Below are 22,831 nucleotides of genomic sequence, written 5' to 3' on the forward strand. Positions count from 1 at the left end.
GTATTTTAATATCCAGGTTCAAACTCTCTCGTACTGAATAATATAAGCATGTTGTTTTATATTTATTGTTGCAGTGAGTTTATTCATAAGTACAATGTGCGCTAAATTCACAACGATGATTGATATGCTTTGATTAATCCCCATACTATCGATTTTAAGAAGGCTTTCTTAGGCCTGACCGCCAGTTTTTTAGTAGTTTTGAGCTTATTGCTCGTTGATTCAGCGGAAGAATCAGACACACAGTATGGATCAGAAAACCAAGGCGTAACCCATGCACTCACTGAGCTCACTCAGATACTGAATGCGTTAGAGTACAACATTACAGCGCTCCACCCATTACATGGTGAGACTTATACCTTTTCGCATGAAAAAAAGACGGAGGACGATACCTGCTATTTTATTAGTGAAGGGCAGAAAGACCCTCTTTTTGATTTTATGTTCTCAGGCCCTACCGAGATGTGTGACTCTCAATCTGCGCTGTATAGGGAAGCGAGCAAGCGTCTGTTTATTGCTCCAACGATGGCTTACTTTACGAACACCATCAGTAGTGTCTCCGCCATTTATTTTATTTCCAAAGATAAATTTATCATCTCGGCCCCCTCGGATATTGCCCAATATATGAAAGGCGATACGTTTGACTCGATCGTTAGTCGTCGGCCCTATTGGATCAATACCATCCGCTATGGCGTATCTCAAAATAGAGATAAGGTTGTGTATACCGGCCAATACGACGATTACCTGACTGGTGAGAAAGTGGTGACCTTAACCAAAGGGATCTATATCAACGGTGAGTTTAAAGGGGTATTAGGTATTGATGGCTATACCTCTAGCTTATTTTCGAATGCGAAGCATGGCTATGAGATTACTAGTGTCAGCGGCAGGAATAAATATGGCTTGTTGGATTACTCTTTTTCACAACCCTTGTACGTGGATGGGGTGAATACGCAGCTGTATTTGACCATTCAAGAAACGAAGAGCGAGCACTTCTTACACATACTGGAAAGGGACTACAAAGGGTTACTGGTACTCTTGTTCTTGTATGTGGTTGCAGCATGGCGGCTATGGCGATTTTATCGTGAGCAAAGACACCGCCGCTTAAATGATCTTTCAATGACCGATCCATTAACAGGGTTACTCAATCGCAGTGGCTTTGAAGCGCAATTTTTGGCGCAAGATGAGAGAAATATTTTAGGGATTGGTGTCTTTGAAATCGATGATTTAAAGGCGATCTGCGATCGGTATGGCAATGAGATTGGTGATAGGGTGATTTGTCACGTTGCTAAACTTATCGTCAACAGCGTGAGGCAACACGATATCGTGGCGAGATTTGATGGCCGGGAGTTCGTGGTGGCGATTGCGGGAGAGTCGTTAGAATTGCTTTCTTCAATATTTGAACGAATCCAGAGCGATATTAGTTTACAGAACTACCAGTGTTCGACAGGAGAGAAAGTGGCTATTTCGGTTTCTGGGGGAGCAGTGCTCTACTCTTTACATAAGTTCGAGAGTATCGGACACCTATGGAAAAATCAGAGTGTCCGTTCTTCAAGTAAACAGCTGAGCATTGCTAAGTCCTTGGGCGCAAATCAACTGTGTATCCACGTTCATTGATATACAAAGAAGCCTAGTCGTGTGACTAGGCTTCTTTGTATTTGTGGTCTTGCTCACAGGTGACTGAGTGCAGCTTTATTTCTTCACGCGGCCTTTTCTCATCCACTTTTGGTGAACACCACGACGTAGGCTCTGGAAGCTGTTTTCCACTTTGTCGACACCAAGTAAGATCGCCAACGCTAATAGCGTGATAATAACCGATTGTGAAAGGTGACCAAGCGCTATCATCATCCCAAGTGCCGCCAATACCCAAATAATGGCAGCTGAAGTCACACCATGAATTTTGCCATCGAGTGTCATCATCACACCCGCACCCAGGAAACCAACACCAGTAATGATCTGGCCAAGTACACGAGCCTGATCGAGTGTGTTTGGAGATAGGCTAATCGCCATGGTAAGGAAGAAATAGGTACCGCTGATGATCAGAATCGAGGTTCTGATACCTACTGGTTTGCCGCGTGTTTGTCGCTCGATACCGATTAACGAACCACACAGCATACACACTGCTAGCCCTGCCCAGCTAAAGGGGGCAAGGTTTAACGTTTGTTCTATAAATTGTGACATATCACCCCTCCTAAAAATTTAGAATAGAGCCGAGTATGCTGATAATCAGCCTGACGATCGAACAAATATTTGTTGTCTTCTCGATTAATTTTATTGATCCCGCAATGGATAAAAGGAACATACAAGTGTTATTGATTCTACGGCTAAGAGGGGCGTGAGCGATCAGTGAGAGCAAAATAGGGATGGCTTTTGGGCATACTCTTTTCAGTAAGGTATCAGCGCGTTGGCTGTCTATCTTTCCTTTGAGTATCAAGGGTGTCACCGCTTTGAATGGTTTTCTAAGTTATTGATATTGTTACGTTATGCATCGCTATCACGCTTGACGTGGAAATACTGTTAAGGCCCAAAAAAATAAGCTCGAAATCCCAACATTCTCTAGAAGCATTTAATTTATTTAACTATCATTAAGTTAATAACTATAGGATGTTTTGTAATGGTTAAGATTCTCTCTAATAAAGTCATATCGATTCTGTTTCTTATTGCGACGACTTTTACTTCACTCTCTGCTATCGCAGCTCAACCTCCAACCCCGCTTCGTACTTATGCCCAATCTCCCGAGCAATCGACCCATTTAACCACGGAGCTACGTTCAGCTTTTCCGGTTGGAAACCATGGTGTAGAGCTGTTTGCATCGGGCACGATGGCGAGTGTTTGGGCAAGCTCTGCTGCTGCAGATCTTGATTATTACCAGAATCACATTTTCGTCGGTGCTAATTGGCAGGTAAACCCTCAATTGCAAACTGAAGTGAAATATCAATACACCTATGCGGCCAATAATCACCTAGATTCATTGACCATGGATTTCCACAGTTTTTTCGGCATTGGACAAAACGGACGTGATGAAGCAGGCAAACATCAATTCCATATATCCAGTGATGAATACGGTGTATCGATTGATGATTTCGAGGGGGAAGCGTTAGCGAAAGCCTTGCATTGGTACACTCAGTACCAGCTTTTTTCTTCGAATACGAGTGCTCTTGCCATCGGGGGAAGCGTTTATTATAAAAATGTCGACAGCGGTCCATTCAAAAAAAGTGCTTTTGAGCAAGCTGTACAGTTGAATTACAGCCTTGCCCGAGGGGCGAGTTCATTTTTTGCGAGCGCTGGTGTCACGCACAATGACAACAATAGTGCGTTAATAGGCACTGAAATCCGCGATTTTACCGGAGCGGTCGCCTTTGGGTATGGCTACAAATTTGGCTATTTTCATGAAGTGCTTGTTGAATATCACTGGTACCAAGGTTTGTTGGAAGATGAGGGGGCATTCTCTGAAGCCTCTAATGAAGTGGTTCTGGGCTATCGTTTGAACCTTGGCAACGCCATGTTAGAAGCCAGTATGATCGAAAACATTATCAACATGGATAATTCTGCGGACATTGCTTTTGGGCTCGGTATTCGTTACTTCCTATGATGTGTTTGATCGTGTGCTGTGCGTGGCCAAAGGTTATTGTTTTACCTAACTGAAAAGGGACTTAATTAAACAGCCGCTAACCTAAGCCGTGTTTGAGTGAAAATGTGAAGGGTTTAAGAACCATTAACCGACTTGTGGGCCATCAACGGATGTTGCTGGCCCTTTTGTTTGCTTTATCATTCAATATTATGCTTTATCACTCAATGTGTAGGTCGAGAGGTGTTTTACTGCTGCGGCCACCGATCTCGCGGGTTAACTTGGGTACTAGGTAGCCCGAAACCTCAGAGATTAATCCCTTGAAGTGATGCTTCGCCTCTTCATCTGAGATACAGAAGTGAGCGGCGCCCTGAACCTTATCCAGTACATGCATGTAATACGGTAGAATGCCAGCGTTGAATAGCTTTTCACTGAGTGCTTTTAATGCGTCAGCACTGTCGTTCACGCCTTTTAGCATCACGCCCTGGTTAAGCAGAGTCGCGCCAATAAGCTTTAATTTAAGGAAGGCTTGTTTAAGCTCTACATTGATTTCATTGGCGTGATTAATATGGCTTACCATCACTACATTGAGGCGAGTCTTAGATAAGATTTGGCACAGTTCGTCAGTAATACGAGCTGGGATCACGACGGGTAAACGGCTATGAATACGCACGGTTTTCACATGTGGTATCTGTTCGATAGCGTGAATCAGCCACTCGATTTCGCTGTCTTTGGCCATCAGTGGGTCGCCACCCGAAAGGATGACCTCGTTAATCTCAGAGTGTTGAGCGACATAATCGAGGCTGGTTTGCCACACCGACTTTGAGCCCTTGTTGTCTTGATACGGGAAGTGGCGTCGAAAGCAGTAACGGCAGTTAACCGCACAGCCACCTTTTACTATCATCAAGGCGCGACTTTTGTATTTATGCAATAAACCCGGGATCGCGTTGTCTTGCTCCTCTAATGGATCGGCCGAGTAGCCTTCATGAACTTCGAACTCTTCGCTCAATGGCAAGACCTGGCGTAATAGCGGGTCATGCGGGTTGCCTTTTTCCATTCGCTCGACAAAGCTTAACGGTACTCGCAACGCAAATAGGTTGCGTGCCGCAAAGCCTGCTTGCCATGGTGTTGGGTCTATTTCCAATGCTTCAAGGAGTTTTGTCGGGTCTGAGATCGCATTCGATAGTTGTTTGAGCCAGTTTTGCTCAACAGATTCGACTTTTCGGGTTATGATATGCGGCATTGAAATCAACTCAAAGATGTGTAAGAGGAAATCATGGCGTCAGTAAGCACCAATGAATTCAAAGGCGGTTTAAAATTCATGATGGATAACGAGCCTTGCTCAATTATCGAAAATGAATACGTTAAGCCGGGTAAAGGCCAAGCGTTTAACCGTGTAAAACTTCGTAAACTGCTGTCAGGCAAAGTGTTAGAGAAAACATTTAAGTCAGGCGACACAGTAGAACTAGCTGACGTTGTAGACGTTGAACTAGGCTACCTATACAGCGATGGCGAATTCTACCACTTCATGAACAACGAGACATTCGAGCAAATCGCAGCTGAAGTAAAAGCAGTTGGCGACACAGCTAAATGGCTAGTTGAAAACGACGTATGTACTCTAACGTTGTGGAATGATAACCCTATCACAGTAACTCCACCAAACTTTGTTGAGATCGAAGTAACTGATACAGATCCTGGCCTAAAAGGCGACACACAGGGTACTGGTGGTAAACCTGCAACTCTAGCAACTGGCGCGGTAGTTCGCGTACCTCTATTCATCGCTATCGGTGAAGTGGTAAGAGTAGATACTCGTACTGGCGAATACGTTGGTCGTGTAAAGTAATTTGATTGTGCTCACCTTGATTTAAGGTGGTTCAATGAAATGAAAAAGGTCGCTTGTGCGGCCTTTTTTGCATTTAAAAAGCAGATGCGAGTAAACGAGATACGGAATGCGAAGAGCTTGAAAGGCAGATGCGCGTAAGCGAGATACGGGATGCGAAGAGCTTGAAGGGCAGATGAGAGTATATGAGATATGAAAAACAAAAAAAGCAGAACAAAATGGTATTGTTCTGCTTTTAGTCTTTTCGCTCTTAAGCTTTTCGCATCTCGATTACCCGAATCCCGTATCAGCTCTTAAGCGCTTCGATATTCGTTTACCCGAATCCCGTATCTGCTCGTAAGCTATTCGATACTCGTTTACTCGAATCCCGTATCTGCTTTTCGTCCCTAACCCGCTATGGCTTAAGCAAGCTAAACACTAAAGCGCTCACGGCGACGACACCCACCAACAAGATGAAGACGCAGGATAAATCCTTTCTGTAGCGGCGCAATGCCTCTACCTTATACACGGCCACCATAGGCATAACGAACAAGATCATCGCAATTACAGGCCCAGACAAGGCTTCCATCATCCCTAAAATGCTCGGGTTGACAATCGCTACCACCCAGATCGATGCAAACAGCGAGATTATTGTCACTTTATGAGCCAAAGGTGTGGATAGGGAGGTACTTTTGGTTAGCATCCCGACCATGCTTTCTCTCGCGCCCAAGAAGTGGCCAATAAATGATGATGTTATTGCTAGGAAAGCCACAATCGGGCCAAGTGTCGCAATAAACGGGTTGTCTTTAACGTTGGCCAGATAAGACAGAATCGACACGTTTTGTTCCTTCGCTTGTGCTAGCTGTTCAGGAGACAGTGTCAGAACACAAGAAAATACAAACAGCATCACAAACAGGATCAGCATGATGCTGGTGCGTTGTAAGATGTGCTCTGATTTTACTCTTGCGCTGTCATCGTAATGGCTGCGTTGAGCGTGGGCAAAAGAAGAGAGTGCTGCTAAATGACTGAATGAGAAGATCACTACTGGCGTCGATAGCCAAAGCGTGCTGCCCAAAGAAGATAATGAAGGCATTGTCAGTTCAGGAGCTTGCCAGCTTGGAATCAAGTATACGGACAAAAATAGCAGAATCGCGACTAGGGGATAAACCATCAACGAGAGTGTACGAAGTATGATCTTCTCGCCAGCGATCATCACCGCGATTAACCCTGTCACTAAGGCCCCCGAAAGCAAAGGTCGCGGCAGTGACTCTAGCCCAGCTTGGTTAACCATAAAGCTATCTACGGTATTCGTTAGCCCGACACCATAAATTAATAAAATCGGGAAGATAGACAAAAAGTACAGCAGTGAAATGATTTGTCCCGCAGTGGCTCCAAAGTGCTCAGCAACGACATCGGTAAAGTCTGCGTCTTTTTGGCTGGAAGATAGAACGAACCGAGTAAAGCCACGGTGCGCTAAGAAAGTCATAGGGAACGCTAAGGTTGCCATGATGAGCAATGGAACGAAACCACTGAGGCCTAGGTTGATCGGTAAGAAGAGAATACCAGCGCCGACAGCTGTACCAAATAAACTCAACACCCATTGAGTATCGTGCTGTGTCCAGCGCCCGCTTTTATTATTTAAGGCTGTATCTAGTTGGTGCATGAGGAGACCACTTGTATGAAAAAAATGGATACTATCTCATTTGTAAATAACTTCAAATTCAACAATATGTTGAGATTATGGCAATCGCAAAAATATCACTGGTTTGCTACATATTAGTGACTGGGATCGTGTTCCTCACCTTCATATCCACTGATTAGGAAAAGATGTTTCAGTGGTTTTTTGTGATCTTATTATCAATTTATGAACGCTCATTTTCGGTGTCGTCTTTGGGTTTTAGGCCGATGTGAGAGGAAGGGGCGGGTGTACGTTTGAATTGATGAAAACTCTGAGTGGTATGACGCGAGTGACGGATAAAAAGTAGGGTACGCCGATATTTCATTATTATGAGATAACTCCTGCGTTAGCACGCTCGTATATCAGCGAATAAAGCGTGCTAACACTGGGGTTGCTTTTGCTTGTTTTATCTCTGATTAGCATTGTTATTCAAGCAGAGCTGCCTTTGCTTTATCGACATCGACGGCTTCTTTCGCCTTTTCTTTATCGATAGCTTCATAAGCTTTTTGATAATCAATGTCGGTCCCATCAACCGATGATTTCAATTCTTCTACATCAACAGATTCAGTGGCTTTTTCCTTGTCTACAGATTCTGCCAGTTTCGTGACATCGACAGCCAAGGCTGTGGTTGGTAAAGATAGAGCCAGAATACAGGTAAGTGAAACAATTTTCATAATGATATCCTCAAACGCGATTTAGCATCTAACAGTATAGGTGCTTCTCTCTATCAACGCATAAATGGCGCCTTGAGCAATCAATAGTCCGTTCTTTGGAAAGTGTAACTTTTCTCCTTTCTATTCCTAAGTAGTGTCGGTCTTTCCTTTTGATCACCGCTTCAATTTTCCTACCGTTCTGAACAGCCAAAGTTCATAAATTCAAAGCTTGTGAATGTAGAGGTTATTTTTATTGTTCGATAAAACCTTATTTATTTGATGAATCTTTCGAATGTTCCGAAGTGTAACAATTTGATACATTATTTCTCGTGGTCAGCGAGTTGCATATCAGTTTGATTTATTTCGATTTAACTCAATGACAACCCTAAAGGAGAATGACATGGAAAATCGAGGCTTGGGAAGAGGTTTGAAAATAGAAGAACGACGTCAGTTACTACATAAAGGGCTGAAAGCGGCAGTATTCGGCGTACCACTGCTGGCTTTAGGCTTAACAATTAATAGCTCAGTTTTGATGACCGATGCCGGTTACAGCTACGTGCATCAAAACAATATTACTGGTGAGTTGGATGTCTTTACCGAGCCTGGTATTCATTTCCGAATGCCGTTTTTATCCAAGATAACCCAGTACGATCAGGTGATTACGGTCTCTTTTGGCAACAGCAAAGGGGAAGATTTTTATCAGAGGTTAGATCCGGTGCAGGTGCGTTTTGCTGATACGTACATTGGTGAGATTCCGGTGACATTCCGCTTTAAGCTCAGCAATGACCCGAAGGCAGTGGAAAAGATGCATAAGGAGTTTCGCAACAACAGTAATTTGATCGATGCGTTGTTGGTTAAAAATGCGCGTAATGTGACAGTGATTACGGCGACTCAATACACGGGCGAGGAGTTCTTCCAAGGTGGCTTAAACCAATTCAAATCTAAATTGGGCGATCAGCTACGCGAGGGCATTTACCTGACGGAGCGTCGTCAGGTTGAAGTGGAAGAGTTAGATCTTGCGCCGGTTGGTGTCAATCAATCGAACTCGAATCAATTGCAACGAACCAATCAACTGGTTTGGAAGACAGTGCCGGTGGTGGATAACACGGGTCAGCCTATCCGTCAGGACAACCCGTTATCACAATACGGCATTCAAGTAACCCAGGTCACGATTGGTGATCCGCAACCAGAAAAGCAACTTGATCAGTTACTGGCGGATAAGAAGCGTTTGGTGGCCGACCGTATCCGTGCGATTCAGGAGCAAGAAACATCAAAAGCGCAAGCTGAAACCGAGCAACTCCGCAAAGAGATTCAGCGTACTCGAGAAGTCCAAGACGCGCAGCGAGGCAAAGAGTTAGCGATTATTTCCCAGCAGAAAGAAGTGGAGATAGCTCGTCAAATTGCTGAACGTGAAATTGTCGAAGTCGAAAAGACTAAGCGATTAGCTGAAGTTGAAAAAGAGAAAGAACTGGCAATCGCAGAAGCGAATTTAGCGATTCAAAAAGCCAATGCATTGTCTGCTGAATTTGAAGCGAAAGCGATTCTGGAAAAAGGTCGAGCGGAAGCGGAAGTGTTGAAAGCGAAATATGCCGCACTGGGGGCCAACCGCGAGGTGTATCTGGCCGAGCTGAACCGTGAGGTCGCTAACTCGCTGTATAACAACCTGCAGAACTTCCAGGTTCAGATGCCACAAAACTACATCGGCGGCAGTGACGAAACGGGTTTGAAAACCAACCTCGATGTCATTACAGGCTTCGGAGCGTTGGGGTTAATGGACCAAACCAAGAAGGTTACACAGCAATAAGATCATGGGTAACCAAGAGCTCTAATTGCCCCGTGATTTAGAACAACAAGGCCGATATACGGGTATTGGCCTCTTTATCTGTCTACTCTAGCTGCGCATCGACAAGTAAGGCCGCCAACATGGGTTCATTGACAACAAGTTGTTGTGAAGGATCTCATCACTTAGCGGAAGCCATTAATGCGAATAATCAATAATGAGTAAAGAAATGAAAATCAATAAACCAGGGGCATGGATAAGTCTAGGGCTCTTACTAACAATAAGTAGCATCGTTAAAATCACGAATTACTCTGGAGAGAAAAAATACATTGAAATCAATTCATTAAGCGCAGATTCACCCTATACGATAGACGAGTACAGCACACAGCGGTATGGCGTAACGCAAGAAGGGAAATTAGGTAAGATGCATCACTGCTTAACCCAATACCGGTCGGTTAATGATGCAAAGAGGTCAAAAGGCGCTTCCGGGCCGTCTGGCAGCATGACAGTAAAAGGGGCGACTTATCAACTGCTTTTTTCAATCTCGGATGGGGAAGTCACTAAGGCAAGGTTGAGTACCTACCATCCAGATGGTAGACCGCGCGCTTCCAGCTCTACTGTTGCGGTCAATTGCAGCATAAAATTACTGAATCAGTGAAGCTTGAAAATGTATCTGTGAAAAAGCAGAACAAGATAACCTTGCTCTGCTTCTAGTCTTTTCGCTTTTAAGCTTTTCGCATCTCGATTACTCGAATCCCGAATCTGCTTTTAGATCATAAAGATGAAAATAACAGACAATGCGCTAATTAGGCCTGCGAAGAAGTAGCAGCCCACTTTGCCAGCAATGCCGACATGAAATTTCAGGTCATGCATGCCGTGGTGAAGACGGTGCATGGCATGCCACATTGGCAGTGCCAGCGTACCGATGATGAACAGTGCACCGATAATGCTGGTGGCAAATTCAGACACACGTTCGTAGCTCATGGCTTCTGCATCGATGATGCCCATTGGTACTAAGATCCCCAACACTAAGATAGTGATTGGCGTGATCATCGCAAACCAAGTACCGCCAGCGCCGAATAGACCCCACCAGATTGGCTCATCAGAGCGTTGAGGGTTGTGGTTAACAGGCTTAACTTTGTAGTTTGTGTTCATAACGAAAGCTCCTTACACCACAACAAGAACGATTAAAGAAATAAAAGCCACCGCTGCCCATTGAGTCAGTACGATGATTCTTTTATCAACCAATTTACCTTTCAGGCGGATTGGCATGACTTGAGGCATCATGCTGAAGAAGGTTTGAGCGTGCATTAAGCTACCTAGCAGTGCCACGATATTAATACCGACAATGATAGGGTTAGCCATAAAGCTCAACCAACCAGCCCACGCTTCAGGGCCTTTCACTAGCGCACCCAAACCAAAGGTGAGGCATACAGTGAACAGAATCAAAGGCAGTACAGTTGCTTCACGTAGCATGTAGAAGCGATAGAACGGATGGTTGCTCCACCACGTTCTCTTCATCTCACGAACATAAGGCTTACGATTGCTCATCTTATGCCTCCTCTGCAGTTTTTACTTGGTTCTTGCTAACAGATGTACCGTCAGGTTTGAACATCGAGATAACGAAGTCCATTGAAGACTCAACTTTACCTTGGTTAACCGCCGCTGCTGGGTCTACTTTCTTTGGACATACTTCAGAACAGTAACCAACAAACGTACAGCCCCAAGCGCCATTTTGACCGTTGATAAGCTTCATACGCTCATCTTTGCCGTTGTCACGGCTATCTAGGTTGTAACGGTGAGCAAGAGTCAGTGCCGCAGGGCCAATGAACTCTGGGTTTAGACCGAATTGAGGGCATGCTGCGTAGCAAAGACCACAGTTGATACAACCAGCGAACTGTTTGTACTTAGCCATTTGCTCAGGTGTTTGTAGGTTAGTGCCGCCTTCAGGCTTACGGTCGTTACCAATGATGTAAGGCTTGATAGCTTCAAGGCGCTCGATGAACGGCGTCATGTCGACAATCAAATCTTTCTCGATTGGGAAGTTAGCTAAAGGCTCGATGGTCAGGCCGTTCGGGTAGTCACGTAAGAAGCTCTTACATGCTAGCTTAGGCACGCCATCAACCATGATGCCGCAAGAACCACAGATCGCCATACGACAAGACCAACGGTATGAAAGGTCTTTGTCTTGGTGGTCTTTGATGTAACCAATCGCGTCGAGTACCGACATGGTTTCATCGAAAGGCACTTCGAAAGTCTGCATGTAAGGTTCTGCATCTTTTTCTGGGTCGTAGCGCAGAATGTCTATTTTTTGGATACGATTCGCTGACATTATGCATTCTCCTCTTCAAGGCGCTCAGTCTGGGCGACCGTCGCTGCTGCCGCTTTTTCAGCGGCCGCGGCTTTCTCTGCAGCTTCACCGTAAAGGCGTGCTTTTGGTTGAGACTTGGTGATCTTAACGTTGCTGTAGTCGATAGTTGGTGCTGCATCTTCGTTGTAGAACGATAGAGAGTGTTTCAGGAAGTTCACGTCATCACGTTCTGTGCAGTTGTCGTCTAGGCGTTGGTGTGCACCGCGAGACTCTTTGCGAAGGATTGCTGAGTGAACCATCGCTTCTGCGACTTCTAGGCCGTAGCCCACTTCGATAGCGTAAAGTAGGTCAGTGTTGAACACCTTGCCTTTGTCTTTAATGCTGATCTTCTTGTAGCGCGCTTTCAGTTCAGTGATCTTGTTGATGGTCTCTTGCATCAAGTCTTCTTGACGGTAGATACCACAGCCCGCTTCCATGGTGTGACCCATTTCAGTACGGATATCAGCCCAGTTTTCGTCGCCTTCTTGGTTCATTAGCGCAGCGATGCGATCTTCAACCGCTTTTACTTGCTTAGCGATAGACTCTTCATTCCAGCCTTTGAACTCTGCTGCGCGTTTCACAGCGTGTTCACCGGCAACGCGGCCAAATACTACGAACTCAGCCAGAGAGTTTGAACCTAGGCGGTTTGCACCGTGTAGGCCAACCGACGCACATTCGCCCACCGCGAATAGGCCTTTGATGCGAGTTTCACAAGTACCGTTAGTTTCGATACCACCCATGGTGTAGTGAACAGTCGGACGAATTGGGATTGGCTCTTTTGCTGGATCGACGTTCACGTAGGCTTTTGCCAGCTCACAGATGAACGGTAGACGCTCTTGCAGGTACTCTTCACCAAGGTGGCGAAGGTCAAGGTGTACTACATCACCAAGCGGGTGCTTGATGGTGTTGCCTTTTTGCTGCTCGTGCCAGAATGCTTGAGAAACTTTGTCGCGAGGACCCAGTTCCATGTATTTGTTCTTCGGCTCGCCCACTGGAGTTTCAGGGCCCATGCCGTAATCTTGTAGGTAACGGTAGCCGTTCTTGTTGACGATGATACCGCCCTCACCACGACAACCTTCGGTCATCAAGATGCCCGTGCCCGGTAGGCCTGTTGGGTGGTATTGAACGAACTCCATGTCACGCAGTGGCACACCGTGGCGATAAGCCATTGCCATACCGTCGCCAGTTACGATGCCGCCGTTAGTATTACAGTGGTAAACACGACCTGCGCCACCTGTTGCTAGAACAACCGATTTTGCTTTGATGGTAACAAGCTCACCTTCAGACATATGAATCGCGATAAGGCCTTGTACTTCGCCTTCTTCAACGATCAAATCCACCACAAAGTACTCGTCAAATCGTTTGATTTGGTCGTACTTCATCGAAGTCTGGAACAGAGTATGAAGCATGTGGAAGCCAGTTTTATCCGCTGCGAACCACGTTCTTTCTACCTTCATACCGCCGAATCGGCGTACGTTTACTTCACCGTTTTCTTTACGACTCCATGGGCAGCCCCATTGTTCCATTTGGATCATTTCGCGAGTCGCGTTTTCAACAAAGTATTCAACAACATCCTGTTCACATAGCCAGTCGCCACCGCCAACGGTATCGTTGAAGTGGTTATCTAGGCTATCTTCGTCTTTAATTACCGCTGCTGAACCGCCTTCTGCTGCTACCGTGTGCGAACGCATTGGGTAAACTTTAGAAATCAGTGCTACTTCCAAATCAGGATTAGCTTCAGCTGCTGCAATAGCTGTACGAAGACCAGCGCCGCCTGCGCCGATGACTGCGATATCTGTGGTAATTGTCTTCACAGTTATTCTCCAGTGTGATGCGGAGTCTTCCGCTTGTTATTATTAAAAGCCTATTTAGAGCGCAGTAAACGGCATCAACCGATTATCACCTCTAAGCCTTAAGTGGTAGATTCAGTGTATGAGAGGGTGTAATTTCAAATATTGATTTAATTAGGTTTTTGCTTCGGTAATGCATGTGGAGGCATAGAAATTCTAGGTTATGTGATGCTAATCACAGCAAGAGTTTGTTCGTTGCGAAAAGTTAAGAAACGTGTCGATAAATGTATCGATATTGAGTGCATTGTTGTTGATGTTGTTAATTGCTCTTGACGCTAATTATCAATTTCAGTGTGGTAGGTCGAGTTTAAGAAGAGATGATTTTTGGCTAAACAAACGGTATCTTTCGATCCAGTTATTTCAGTGAGTAATTCTAAAATCATGAACCAAGCTAACTGGCAACCAGCTGCGCCGATCAAGCAGTTAAAACACCGTGCTTTACTGATTCGTCAGATCCGCGATTTCTTTTTTGAGCGTGATGTGTTGGAGGTGGATACCCCAGCCATGAGCCATGCCACTGTGACAGATGTGCACTTACATACTTTCAAAACTGAGTTTGTAGGGCCAGGGTATGCGGGTGGGCAAAAGCTGTTCTTCATGACCAGCCCTGAGTTCCATATGAAACGTCTTTTGGCGGCAGGAAGCGGCTGTATTTATCAGATAGCTAAGGCATTCCGCAACGAAGAGAACGGCCGTTACCATAACCCTGAGTTTATGATGTTGGAGTGGTATCGTGTTGGTTTCGACCACCATCAGTTGATGGATGAGATGGATGACTTGTTGCAGCTGGTGCTGAATTCTCGGGCGGCTGAACGAATGACTTACCAAAACGCGTTTCTTGAAGTGCTGGGTGTGTGTCCATTAGAAGGTTCAATGGAAGCGCTAAAGGTTTGTGCTGGTACATTAGGTTTGAGCGATATTGCTGACCCTGAACAAGACAGGGATACTTTGCTGCAGTTACTGTTTAGCATTGGTGTAGAACCTAAAATTGGCCAAACCGTGCCAGCATTCGTTTATGATTTCCCTGCGTCTCAAGCGGCACTGGCTAAAATTAATCCAAACGACTCGAGAGTGGCTGACCGTTTTGAGGTGTACTTCAAAGGCATCGAGTTGGCAAATGGCTTTAATGAGTTAGATAACCCGCAGGAGCAATTGCAGCGCTTTGAAGATGACAATGCCAAGCGTATCGATATGGGCTTATCGCCTCAACCGATTGACCATCACTTGATTGAGGCATTAAAAGCGGGTTTGCCTGATTGTGCGGGTGTTGCATTGGGTATCGATAGGCTAATCATGTTGGCTTTAGGTTACGACCATATCGATGACGTGACCGCTTTCCCATTCCCACGTTCTTAACTTTAGTTAGCTAGTAGAAGTTAGCGAGCAGATCGACTAGCTGACAAGAATACCAGTGCCACTATCTTACTAGGATACCTGTGCCGACCACTGCAACAATGGCACCGATCCAAGCATAGGCGTTTGGTCTCTGCTTGGTGTATAGCCATAGAATGGGCAGCAACATGATAGGTGTGGTTGAAGAGAGTAGAGCAACCATGCCGACATTTCCTTCTTGCAGTGCATACAAGATCAGCGTCATTCCTACCGCCATTGCAAGAAAGCCGTTCACTGCGGTAATCGCGAATATTTGACCATTCATTGGGTTGATTGCGCGTGAAAGTTTAGCACCCGTTAAACGAAATGCGGAGTGAGCAACAAAGGCGGTGATCATTCGAATCGCAGAGGCAGCTACCGGGTCGATGCTAGTTTGCATCACGGGCTTTGCGATGATCCCCCCCAATGCTTGGCAGATAGCCGCCGTGATTCCGAGAGCGACACCAATCCACACGGTGCCCTTGATGGTTTCAAGTTGGTTATTAGCTTGGCCTCGACGACCAAAGAATATCGCGGTTAATACGCCACTGAAAACCAAGGCCGAGCCAATAAGCTCGCCCGAGGTCATGCTCTCACTAAACAGGAAGTAACCGAGAATCGCAGAGAACACGGCGTGACAAGAGAACAGCAAGCCAGCTTGGCGCGGGCCCATTCGGTTCAAACAGGCAAATAGGGCAGTATCACCAATGAAGATGCCAATCAGGCCAGACAGCATCATCGGCGTGATTAGCTCTGTTTCGACAGTTGACCAGCCACCAGTAAACCAAGCCATGCTCGATAAGATGGCCGCAGTACAGCCCATACGCCAGCGGCTATAGGCAAAAGAACCTAAGTGTTGAGCTGGCTTTACGGACATTAGGCTTGCGATAGCCCAAAGAAAAGCAGCGGCGAGAGCCAACCATTCAAAACCCATCGATTAACAGTCCTTCTGTCTGGGATAAATTAGCTCATCAATATGCATCAAACCGAACTGAGAACAAAGTGATTCTTAACAAAAGAATCATGAAGGTTTACAGCTCGGCTTAGCTTGATGTGATTAATTACGCGTTACACTTTAAAGCGCTCCACATCTCTACGCATCGACTCAGCAGCGCTACTCATTTCATTTGAGCTATTGCGGCTGCTTTCCGCTTGTTGGGCTAGGTCGTCAGAGGCATCTTTGATTCCTTGTGTATTACGACTGATGTCTTCGCTCACTGCTCGTTGTTCTTCGGCTGCACTCGCTATTTGTAGAGCCATGTCGTTGATTTCACTGATGGCTTGGGTGATTTTAGACAGGCTGTCGTGTGCTTGTTCTGCGAAGCCAACACTGTTTTCTGCCAGTTGAGTGCTGGTGGTCATGCTTTCTACGGCATGTTCGGTATTCTTCTGCAGGGTATCAATCATCACGCGGATCTCTTCCGTCGAGCCATGCGTTCTTTGGCTGAGCACTCGCACTTCATCGGCGACAACCGCAAACCCACGACCTTGTTCACCAGCACGAGCTGCTTCAATGGCAGCATTTAATGCCAGCAGGTTAGTTTGCTCGGCGATGCCTTGAATGGTGGATAAGATCTGGTTGATGCTTTGCGCGTTGTTTTCCAGTTCTCGGATCACATTGGCAGCGTCTTCCACTTGGCTCGCAAGGCGAGTGATGGCATCGCGGTTCTGTTGAATCACTTCTTGGCCGTCATTACACGCGGTTGCAGAGGCTTGAGAAGCGGATGCGGTTAATTCTGCATGGCTCGCTACTTCGGCTGCGGTAGCCGACATCTCATGAATTGCAGTCGCAATCTGGTTGATATCGTTTTGTTGATTCTCCACTCGAATAGAGGATTGCGTTGCCAGTTGGTTGGCTTTTTCGGCGTGGTTGTTTAAATCGTGGCTGTGCTCAACGACGCCTTTCAGCATGCTCTGCATTTGACTCAAGAATTGGTTTACCAGCTCAGCAAGTTTACCTATCTCATCCATGCGGGTGATATCGATACGTTGAGTAAGGTCACCTCGACCTTGAGCAAGTTGGGTCAGCGCTTCTGACAAGGTTTGTAATGGGTAAAGCAGTCGGTTGATGACCATGGTGCTAGCGATTGAAATTACGATGTACAGAACAAGTGAGGTTAGTGCGATGAATTGAATCGCATCAGTGACCGCAGAGAACGCTAGCTCTTTATCGATAACAATGCCCAGAGACCAATCGGTATTCGGCACGTTAGCAATGTAAACCAACTTATCTCCCTGACCAGGCCAAGCTAATGTGGTGATCGTTTGGTTCTGAATCAGTTGTGACACTCGGTTTGCGGTCAACTCTGGGTTTAAGCTTGTGAGTGGTTTTTGACTTAACGCTTCATCGCTGTACGCAACGATGTTGTTGTTACCATCCACCAAGAAGGCGAAGCCATCGTTATCCAGTTTCACGTTAAGAACCGTATCGATAATGCTCGTCACGGTTAAGTCCGCAGCCAGTACGCCCTGCTTTTGGCCGCTAAAGGCTTTCGCAAAGCTGATGACGATACTGCCATCGAAATCTTGATACGGTTCAGTAATGATAAGATCGGATGCGGCGTTGGCATCCTTGTACCAAGGGCGGGTACGAGGGTCGTAGTCTGCTGGCCAGCTTTCCGTTTTATCACCATACGCGATCGTACCATCGCTAAATCCCGCATAAACCGATAGGAATCGACCAGCTTGTTTAGTCAATAATAGCTCACGGTCAGAGTTACTGTTATTTGCTATGGTCGGCTCATTGGCCAACATCATATTACTTCGAGTCGAGATCCAATCTGCAATGTAGTTGTTTATCCCTACGCTTACATTCTTCATTTCTTGATTGATCGCGACTTCCGTCTCTTGAGTGAGCTGATTTACTGATATCCAAGCTTGAGCGCCACTCACAGTGGCAATGATAATTGTAATTGCCATTTGGATTTTAAATTTGATTGTGTGTCTCAAGGTGCACTCCTCTTTTTAGACAAAACCTTATTGGTAGCGACGTGCTGAGTGGGGAAATGGGTGTGTCTTTGTTGGCCGAATAGTGTCGTTGTCTGAAGGATAATAAATGTGTTTAATATCAAAAAACTGAATATATCTATTCTGCTTTTTTATAAATAATGAAGTAGAATCACATTTCCACAATTGACTTTAGTATCAGTTATTTACTGCCTATTTAAATGTGGCGCTAAATGTAAATTTAGCGCCCTAGAGAATCAAAAGGGAGGGTTAGCGTCTACTAGGTGATGATAAACAGGGCTAGGTAGACCAACAGCAAACCGACAAGACCCAGGATCATCCCCATTTTCGCCATGTCTTTGCTTTCGATAAGCCCGGTTGAGTAAGCCAGTGAATTCGGTGGCGTTGATACCGGAAGAATCATGCCGAGTGATGCTGAGAAGGCAACCACAACCAATAACCCTTGTAAGCCCCCAATTGTTGCCAAGCTCTCCATAGAAGCGCCAATTGCCGCGGCTATTGGCATTAGCAAGTTGGCCGTCGCGGTGTTCGACATGAAGTTCGCCATTAACCAGCACACGATCGATAGCGTGATGACTACGGCTGCAGGGGACAGCGACTCATAGTCGATCGCATGTGCCAATGCAGACGCTAAGCCTGTTTTATCTAAGCCGATACCAATCGCAATACCACCGGCGACTAGCCACAACACATCCCAGTTAATCAGCTTGAGTTCTTCTTTGCCCATGATGCCCGTCAAGGTGAAGACCGCTAATGGAATGATAGAGACCACATAGGTGTTCATACCATGCAGCTTGGTGGTCATCCACAACAAGATGGTGGCGGCAAAGGTGACGTAAACCACGATCGCTCGCCAGCTCTTTCTGAATTGCCCATCGAGTTTAAGCACCATGTTTTTCTGCGTGGAAGGGAAGATTTTCTGAAGAAGGAACCAAGCAATGGTGAGCTGGATGATCACAAAGGGTAAGCCCATCATCATCCAGCTCAGGAAGTCGATGGTGTTTTCACCGGTCAGGTATTGCAGTGCGATGGCATTGGGAGGCGTACCGATTGGTGTTGCGATACCACCAGTATTAGCGGCAATCGGAATACACAATACGAGTGCTTTGATCCCCATATCGCCTTTTGGTGCAGAAGCTACGATAGGCCCAAGCAGAGCTAGCATCATGACAGTGGTTGCGGTATTCGACATAAACATTGAGAACACGGCGGTGATCAGCATTAAGCCAAGCATGATGAAGCGCGGTTCTGTACCGAATGGTTTCAGCAGCACTCGAGCTAGGTTGTTATCGAGTTCGTACTTAGATGCCGAGATTGCGAGAGCAAAGCCACCCATGAATAGAATGATGATTGGTGATGAAAATGCACCGAATATGTCGGTATATTTAATTAATTCACCGAGATCGTGTCCCGCTGGTGGATTTCGAAATAGGTGCAGACCTTTGTCGGAAATCATCACCAGTTCAAGTGCAATGATCAGTATTGAGGTGGCGAAAACTGGAACGGGTTCAAGTACCCAAAGTAGGGCAGCAAGTAGAAATATCGCTAGCAGGCGGTGTTGAATCAGCGTCAGGTCATCGATAGGTATTGAATCTATTGGCATGAATAACACGCCCAAGGGAATCGCAAAACAAATCAACAGCTTGACCAGAACGCCAACATTGAGTTTAGGCATGTACAAAGACCCTATGAATAAAATATCTTCAAATAGAGTAAGTTATCTGGATTTTTGGTACTTGGAGACGGGTTGGAAAATCAAAAAGTTGTTTAAGGTTTCGGCAACTGTTTTGTTTTTGGTCAATCTTTTATAGCGCTGATTTATGCATTGCTTTTTTAGGTCAGGGCTTATAGGGGTATTGGAAGGTTAGAGGGCTGGGTAATAAAAAGGCACGTTATTCATTCAAATAACGTGCCTTGAAAGCTAAATGAGTTTACTCAAATTATTACGCTTGGTCTGTGTTCTCTACTGCATCAACAGCTTCAGTCTCAACCTCTTTACCAGCGATGTGCGCGTAAGGCGTACCAAGAACCGTTTTCTCGCCATTTTGCATCGTGTCGTCGAACTTGATTGCATCTTTCGCAAATAGGTTGATAACCGTTGAACCAAGCTTAAAGCGACCCATTTCTTCGCCTTTCTTCAAGATGATTGCTTTATCGCCTTGTGCTGGGTAATCCCATTTGTACACAGAGTTACCGCGTGGTGGAGTAATCGTGCCAGCCCATACTTGCTCGATACTACCTACGATAGTTGCGCCAACCAGCACTTGTGCCATTGGGCCAAATTCCGTATCGAAGATACACACTACGCGCTCGTTACGTGCGAATAGGTTTGGAACATTCTCAGCTGTTAATGGGTTAACAGAGAAAAGGTCACCTGGAACGTAGATCATCTGACGCAGCGTACCGTCACATGGCATGTGTACGCGGTGGTAATCACTTGGAGATAGGTAAAGCGTTGCGAATTCACCGTCTTTAAACTCTTCAGCAAGACCGGCATCACCACCTAGCAGCTCACGTGCAGAGTAGTCGTGGCCCTTCGCCTGAATCAGTTGGCCGTCAGTAATTGGGCCAAATTGGCTTACGCGAGCGTCTGCTGGGTGAACGATAACAGAGTCGCCTTCAGCGATAGGGCGCATGCCGTCTTTCAATTCACGTACGAAGAATTCATTGAATGTTTTAAAGTGTTTTGGGTCGCTATGTAGCGCTTCATCCATGTTCACTTTGTATTGTTTGATGAACCAATTGATGATCGCTGTCGTTAAGCCGCCCGCTTTAGCAGACGCCAGTTTGCCGACTAGACGAGTTAGTCCATGTTGTGGAATCCAGTACTGCAATCCAACTTTAATCTTATCCATTGTATTAATTTTCCAATGCTATGTGTTTTTCAATTCAATCTGTCGATGACGCTTTAGGGCGCGAGATGTTACTTAAATTCGCGCCAATTGTCAGTAACTGCACATATTTGTTCACAAAAACGCGATTAAAGATCTGCTTTTTTGTTTCGTGAATACTGACGATTGTCTTTGTTGTTGACCATGCTCTCAATGATGCGGTGGTAGTTGTCGAAGCGCAGTCGACTGATCTTCCCATCTTCAACGGCTTCACGCAGGATGCATCCTGGATCATCATTGTGCTTACAATCTCGGAACTTACAGCCGCCAAGGTAAGGTTTGAACTCGACGAAAGCTTCGGTGATTTCATCGGCTTCTAAGTGCCATAGGCCAAATTCACGAACTCCAGGTGAATCGATTAGGTCACCACCTGAAGGGAAGTGGTACAAGCGAGCTGCTGTAGTAGTGTGCTGACCAAGGCCTGAGTTTTCAGAAACTTCACCTTCTTCGATGTCGAGTGTCGGCATTAGCGCATTCACTAGGCTGGACTTACCTACACCAGATTGGCCAACAAAGATGTTGATACGGCCTTTAAGTTCAGCTTCTAGCTCTTTAATGCCGTAGCCAGACTCTTTACTCACGAACATCACCTTGTAGCCGATCTCTTCGTAAATTTTCAGTGTCTCTTGGTACTCAGCAATTTGCTCTTCAGTCAGTAGGTCGACCTTGTTGAGTACAACAAGCGGTGCGATTTTTACTGTTTCTGAAGCAATTAAGTAACGGTCGACAATATTAAGCGATAGCTCTGGAAGTACAGCAGACACGATAACCATCTGGTCTACGTTAGCCGCAACCGGTTTTAGGCCGTCGTAGTAATCAGGACGAGTAAGCATTGAGGTTCTTGGTTCAACCGCTTCCACAACACCTGAAATACCAGCCATCGACTCTAAGCCTGCACGCCAAGTCACTCGGTCACCAGAAACTAAAGTCTCGATACTACGGCGTAAGTTACAACGATGAACTTCGTTTGTTTCAAGATCTTCGATATCAGCATGTTGACCAAAGCGTGTAATCACGAGTCCGCTTTTGGTGCCACCAAGCATGTTCTCATCCCACTGGATAGAATCTTCTTTCTTGAGTCGCTTGTTCTGGTTGCTACGTACTCGACGTACCTGACCTTTAGTTAACTTCTTTTTTTTAGCCACAATTTTTCACTTAACACATCTAACTTGATGATTGGGAACTCAAACTGGTGTTGCTGGTGCCATTTGATTTCGATGGTCCTAAAGCTAGTTTGAGTATAGTTATTTGGGTATAGTACCTCTTTTAAACATAAACAAATAGGCGACGCCTTATGTCCTTTAGCGATCAGAACCTAATTTGGGTAGATCTAGAGATGACGGGACTGGATCCTGAAACTCATAAAATCATTGAAATTGCGACTATCGTGACTGATAGTGAGCTTAACATCCTTGCTGAAGGACCTGTTTTGGCTATTCACCAACCTCAGAGTGAATTAGACAAGATGGACGAGTGGTGTACAACGACGCACACTGGCAGCGGGCTAGTGAAGCGTATTCAAGAAAGCACCATCACTGAGCAAGACGCTATCGAACAGACGATCGCGTTTCTTGAAAAGTGGGTACCAAAAGGTAAATCGCCGATTTGTGGTAACAGCATTGGCCAAGACCGCCGCTTCCTATACAAGCACATGCCTGAATTAGAAGAGTACTTCCACTACCGCTATGTAGATGTCAGTACGCTTAAAGAGCTAGCTCGTCGTTGGAAACCTGAAGTATTAGATGGTTTTTCTAAGTCAGGAAGTCACTTAGCATTAGACGATATTCGCGAGTCAATTGCCGAACTGCAATACTACCGAAAAACAATTATTAACATCTAGCCGGATAAACTGATCACGTTTGTCTAACTTTTCAGGGACATAAGAGCCAATTTTTTTGCAAATCTGTGTGCTT

At 45.6% G+C, this 22,831-nt stretch carries 20 protein-coding genes; 7 read left to right on the forward strand and 13 right to left on the reverse strand.

Features of this window, described 5'->3' with window-relative positions; translation table 11 throughout:
* Window positions 1–129 precede the first annotated feature (129 nt).
* On the forward strand, window positions 130–1,608 hold the full coding sequence (locus OCV52_RS01095; protein ID WP_137406285.1) for a sensor domain-containing diguanylate cyclase: 1,479 nt from the start codon (window positions 130–132) through the stop codon (window positions 1,606–1,608).
* Window positions 1,609–1,683: 75 nt separating this feature from the next.
* Here the strand turns inward: OCV52_RS01095 and OCV52_RS01100 are convergent, their stop codons facing one another.
* A complete protein-coding gene (locus OCV52_RS01100) occupies window positions 1,684–2,172 on the reverse strand; it encodes an MgtC/SapB family protein (protein WP_004741346.1) in 489 nt (162 codons plus the stop codon).
* 433 nt (window positions 2,173–2,605) lie between these two features.
* Between OCV52_RS01100 and OCV52_RS01105 the strand changes: the two genes are divergently transcribed.
* A complete protein-coding gene (locus tag OCV52_RS01105; protein WP_137406284.1) occupies window positions 2,606–3,583 on the forward strand; it encodes a DUF3187 family protein in 978 nt (325 codons plus the stop codon).
* Window positions 3,584–3,779: 196 nt separating this feature from the next.
* On the opposite strand, the gene epmB is transcribed toward OCV52_RS01105, so the two are convergent.
* A complete protein-coding gene (epmB, locus tag OCV52_RS01110) occupies window positions 3,780–4,802 on the reverse strand; it encodes an EF-P beta-lysylation protein EpmB (RefSeq protein WP_137406283.1) in 1,023 nt (340 codons plus the stop codon).
* Window positions 4,803–4,835: 33 nt separating this feature from the next.
* On the opposite strand from epmB, the gene efp reads away from it, so the two are divergent.
* On the forward strand, window positions 4,836–5,402 hold the full coding sequence (efp, locus tag OCV52_RS01115; protein WP_004741343.1) for an elongation factor P: 567 nt from the start codon (window positions 4,836–4,838) through the stop codon (window positions 5,400–5,402).
* 391 nt (window positions 5,403–5,793) lie between these two features.
* Here the strand turns inward: efp and OCV52_RS01120 are convergent, their stop codons facing one another.
* Entirely contained in the window at window positions 5,794–7,041 is a 1,248-nt protein-coding gene (locus tag OCV52_RS01120; RefSeq protein ID WP_137406282.1) for an aromatic amino acid transport family protein, read from the reverse strand.
* A gap of 440 nt (window positions 7,042–7,481) precedes the next feature.
* A complete protein-coding gene (locus tag OCV52_RS01125) occupies window positions 7,482–7,730 on the reverse strand; it encodes a hypothetical protein (protein ID WP_137406281.1) in 249 nt (82 codons plus the stop codon).
* Between the two features lie 379 nt (window positions 7,731–8,109).
* Here OCV52_RS01125 and OCV52_RS01130 point away from each other — a divergent pair, with 379 nt between their 5' ends.
* Both OCV52_RS01130 and OCV52_RS01135 read left to right on the forward strand, forming a co-directional pair.
* The gene (locus OCV52_RS01130; protein WP_102459734.1) at window positions 8,110–9,513 is read left to right on the forward strand and encodes an SPFH domain-containing protein; all 1,404 of its coding nucleotides are present in this window, start codon (window positions 8,110–8,112) and stop codon (window positions 9,511–9,513) included.
* Between the two features lie 205 nt (window positions 9,514–9,718).
* Window positions 9,719–10,147: a hypothetical protein gene (locus OCV52_RS01135; RefSeq protein ID WP_102459735.1), complete on the forward strand. Its 429-nt coding sequence runs from the start codon at window positions 9,719–9,721 to the stop codon at window positions 10,145–10,147.
* Between the two features lie 110 nt (window positions 10,148–10,257).
* Here OCV52_RS01135 and frdD read toward each other — a convergent pair whose 3' ends face one another.
* The 4 genes from frdD to frdA are packed head-to-tail and all read right to left on the reverse strand — an operon-like array spanning window position 10,258 to window position 13,653.
* The gene (gene frdD / locus OCV52_RS01140; protein WP_137406280.1) at window positions 10,258–10,644 is read right to left on the reverse strand and encodes a fumarate reductase subunit FrdD; all 387 of its coding nucleotides are present in this window, start codon (window positions 10,642–10,644) and stop codon (window positions 10,258–10,260) included.
* 12 nt (window positions 10,645–10,656) lie between these two features.
* Entirely contained in the window at window positions 10,657–11,040 is a 384-nt protein-coding gene (gene frdC / locus OCV52_RS01145) for a fumarate reductase subunit FrdC (RefSeq protein ID WP_137406279.1), read from the reverse strand.
* A gap of 1 nt (window position 11,041) precedes the next feature.
* The gene (locus OCV52_RS01150; protein WP_137406278.1) at window positions 11,042–11,821 is read right to left on the reverse strand and encodes a succinate dehydrogenase/fumarate reductase iron-sulfur subunit; all 780 of its coding nucleotides are present in this window, start codon (window positions 11,819–11,821) and stop codon (window positions 11,042–11,044) included.
* Window positions 11,821–13,653, reverse strand: a complete 1,833-nt coding sequence (gene frdA, locus OCV52_RS01155) for a fumarate reductase (quinol) flavoprotein subunit (protein ID WP_137406277.1) — start codon at window positions 13,651–13,653, stop codon at window positions 11,821–11,823. The genes OCV52_RS01150 and frdA overlap by 1 nt, the downstream gene beginning before the upstream one ends.
* 417 nt (window positions 13,654–14,070) lie before the next feature.
* On the opposite strand from frdA, the gene epmA reads away from it, so the two are divergent.
* A complete protein-coding gene (epmA, locus tag OCV52_RS01160) occupies window positions 14,071–15,045 on the forward strand; it encodes an elongation factor P--(R)-beta-lysine ligase (RefSeq protein WP_137406384.1) in 975 nt (324 codons plus the stop codon).
* 61 nt (window positions 15,046–15,106) lie between these two features.
* On the opposite strand, the gene OCV52_RS01165 is transcribed toward epmA, so the two are convergent.
* The 5 genes from OCV52_RS01165 to rsgA all read right to left on the reverse strand — a co-directional run bounded on the left by OCV52_RS01165 (window position 15,107) and on the right by rsgA (window position 22,063).
* Window positions 15,107–15,994, reverse strand: a complete 888-nt coding sequence (locus OCV52_RS01165) for a DMT family transporter (protein ID WP_137406276.1) — start codon at window positions 15,992–15,994, stop codon at window positions 15,107–15,109.
* 134 nt (window positions 15,995–16,128) lie between these two features.
* Window positions 16,129–18,009, reverse strand: a complete 1,881-nt coding sequence (locus OCV52_RS01170) for a methyl-accepting chemotaxis protein (protein WP_137406275.1) — start codon at window positions 18,007–18,009, stop codon at window positions 16,129–16,131.
* A gap of 277 nt (window positions 18,010–18,286) precedes the next feature.
* Window positions 18,287–19,702 (reverse strand): SLC13 family permease, encoded by a 1,416-nt coding sequence (locus OCV52_RS01175; protein WP_137406274.1) that lies wholly within the window; start codon window positions 19,700–19,702, stop codon window positions 18,287–18,289.
* Between the two features lie 268 nt (window positions 19,703–19,970).
* Complete coding sequence (asd, locus tag OCV52_RS01180) at window positions 19,971–20,882, reverse strand: archaetidylserine decarboxylase (RefSeq protein ID WP_137406273.1); 912 nt, start codon at window positions 20,880–20,882, stop codon at window positions 19,971–19,973.
* Between the two features lie 125 nt (window positions 20,883–21,007).
* Window positions 21,008–22,063 (reverse strand): small ribosomal subunit biogenesis GTPase RsgA, encoded by a 1,056-nt coding sequence (gene rsgA / locus OCV52_RS01185; protein WP_137406272.1) that lies wholly within the window; start codon window positions 22,061–22,063, stop codon window positions 21,008–21,010.
* Between the two features lie 149 nt (window positions 22,064–22,212).
* On the opposite strand from rsgA, the gene orn reads away from it, so the two are divergent.
* Entirely contained in the window at window positions 22,213–22,758 is a 546-nt protein-coding gene (gene orn / locus OCV52_RS01190; protein WP_004741326.1) for an oligoribonuclease, read from the forward strand.
* Window positions 22,759–22,831: the final 73 nt, after the last annotated feature.

Origin of the sequence: Vibrio chagasii (assembly GCF_024347355.1) — a bacterium.
Lineage (GTDB): Bacteria > Pseudomonadota > Gammaproteobacteria > Enterobacterales > Vibrionaceae > Vibrio > Vibrio chagasii.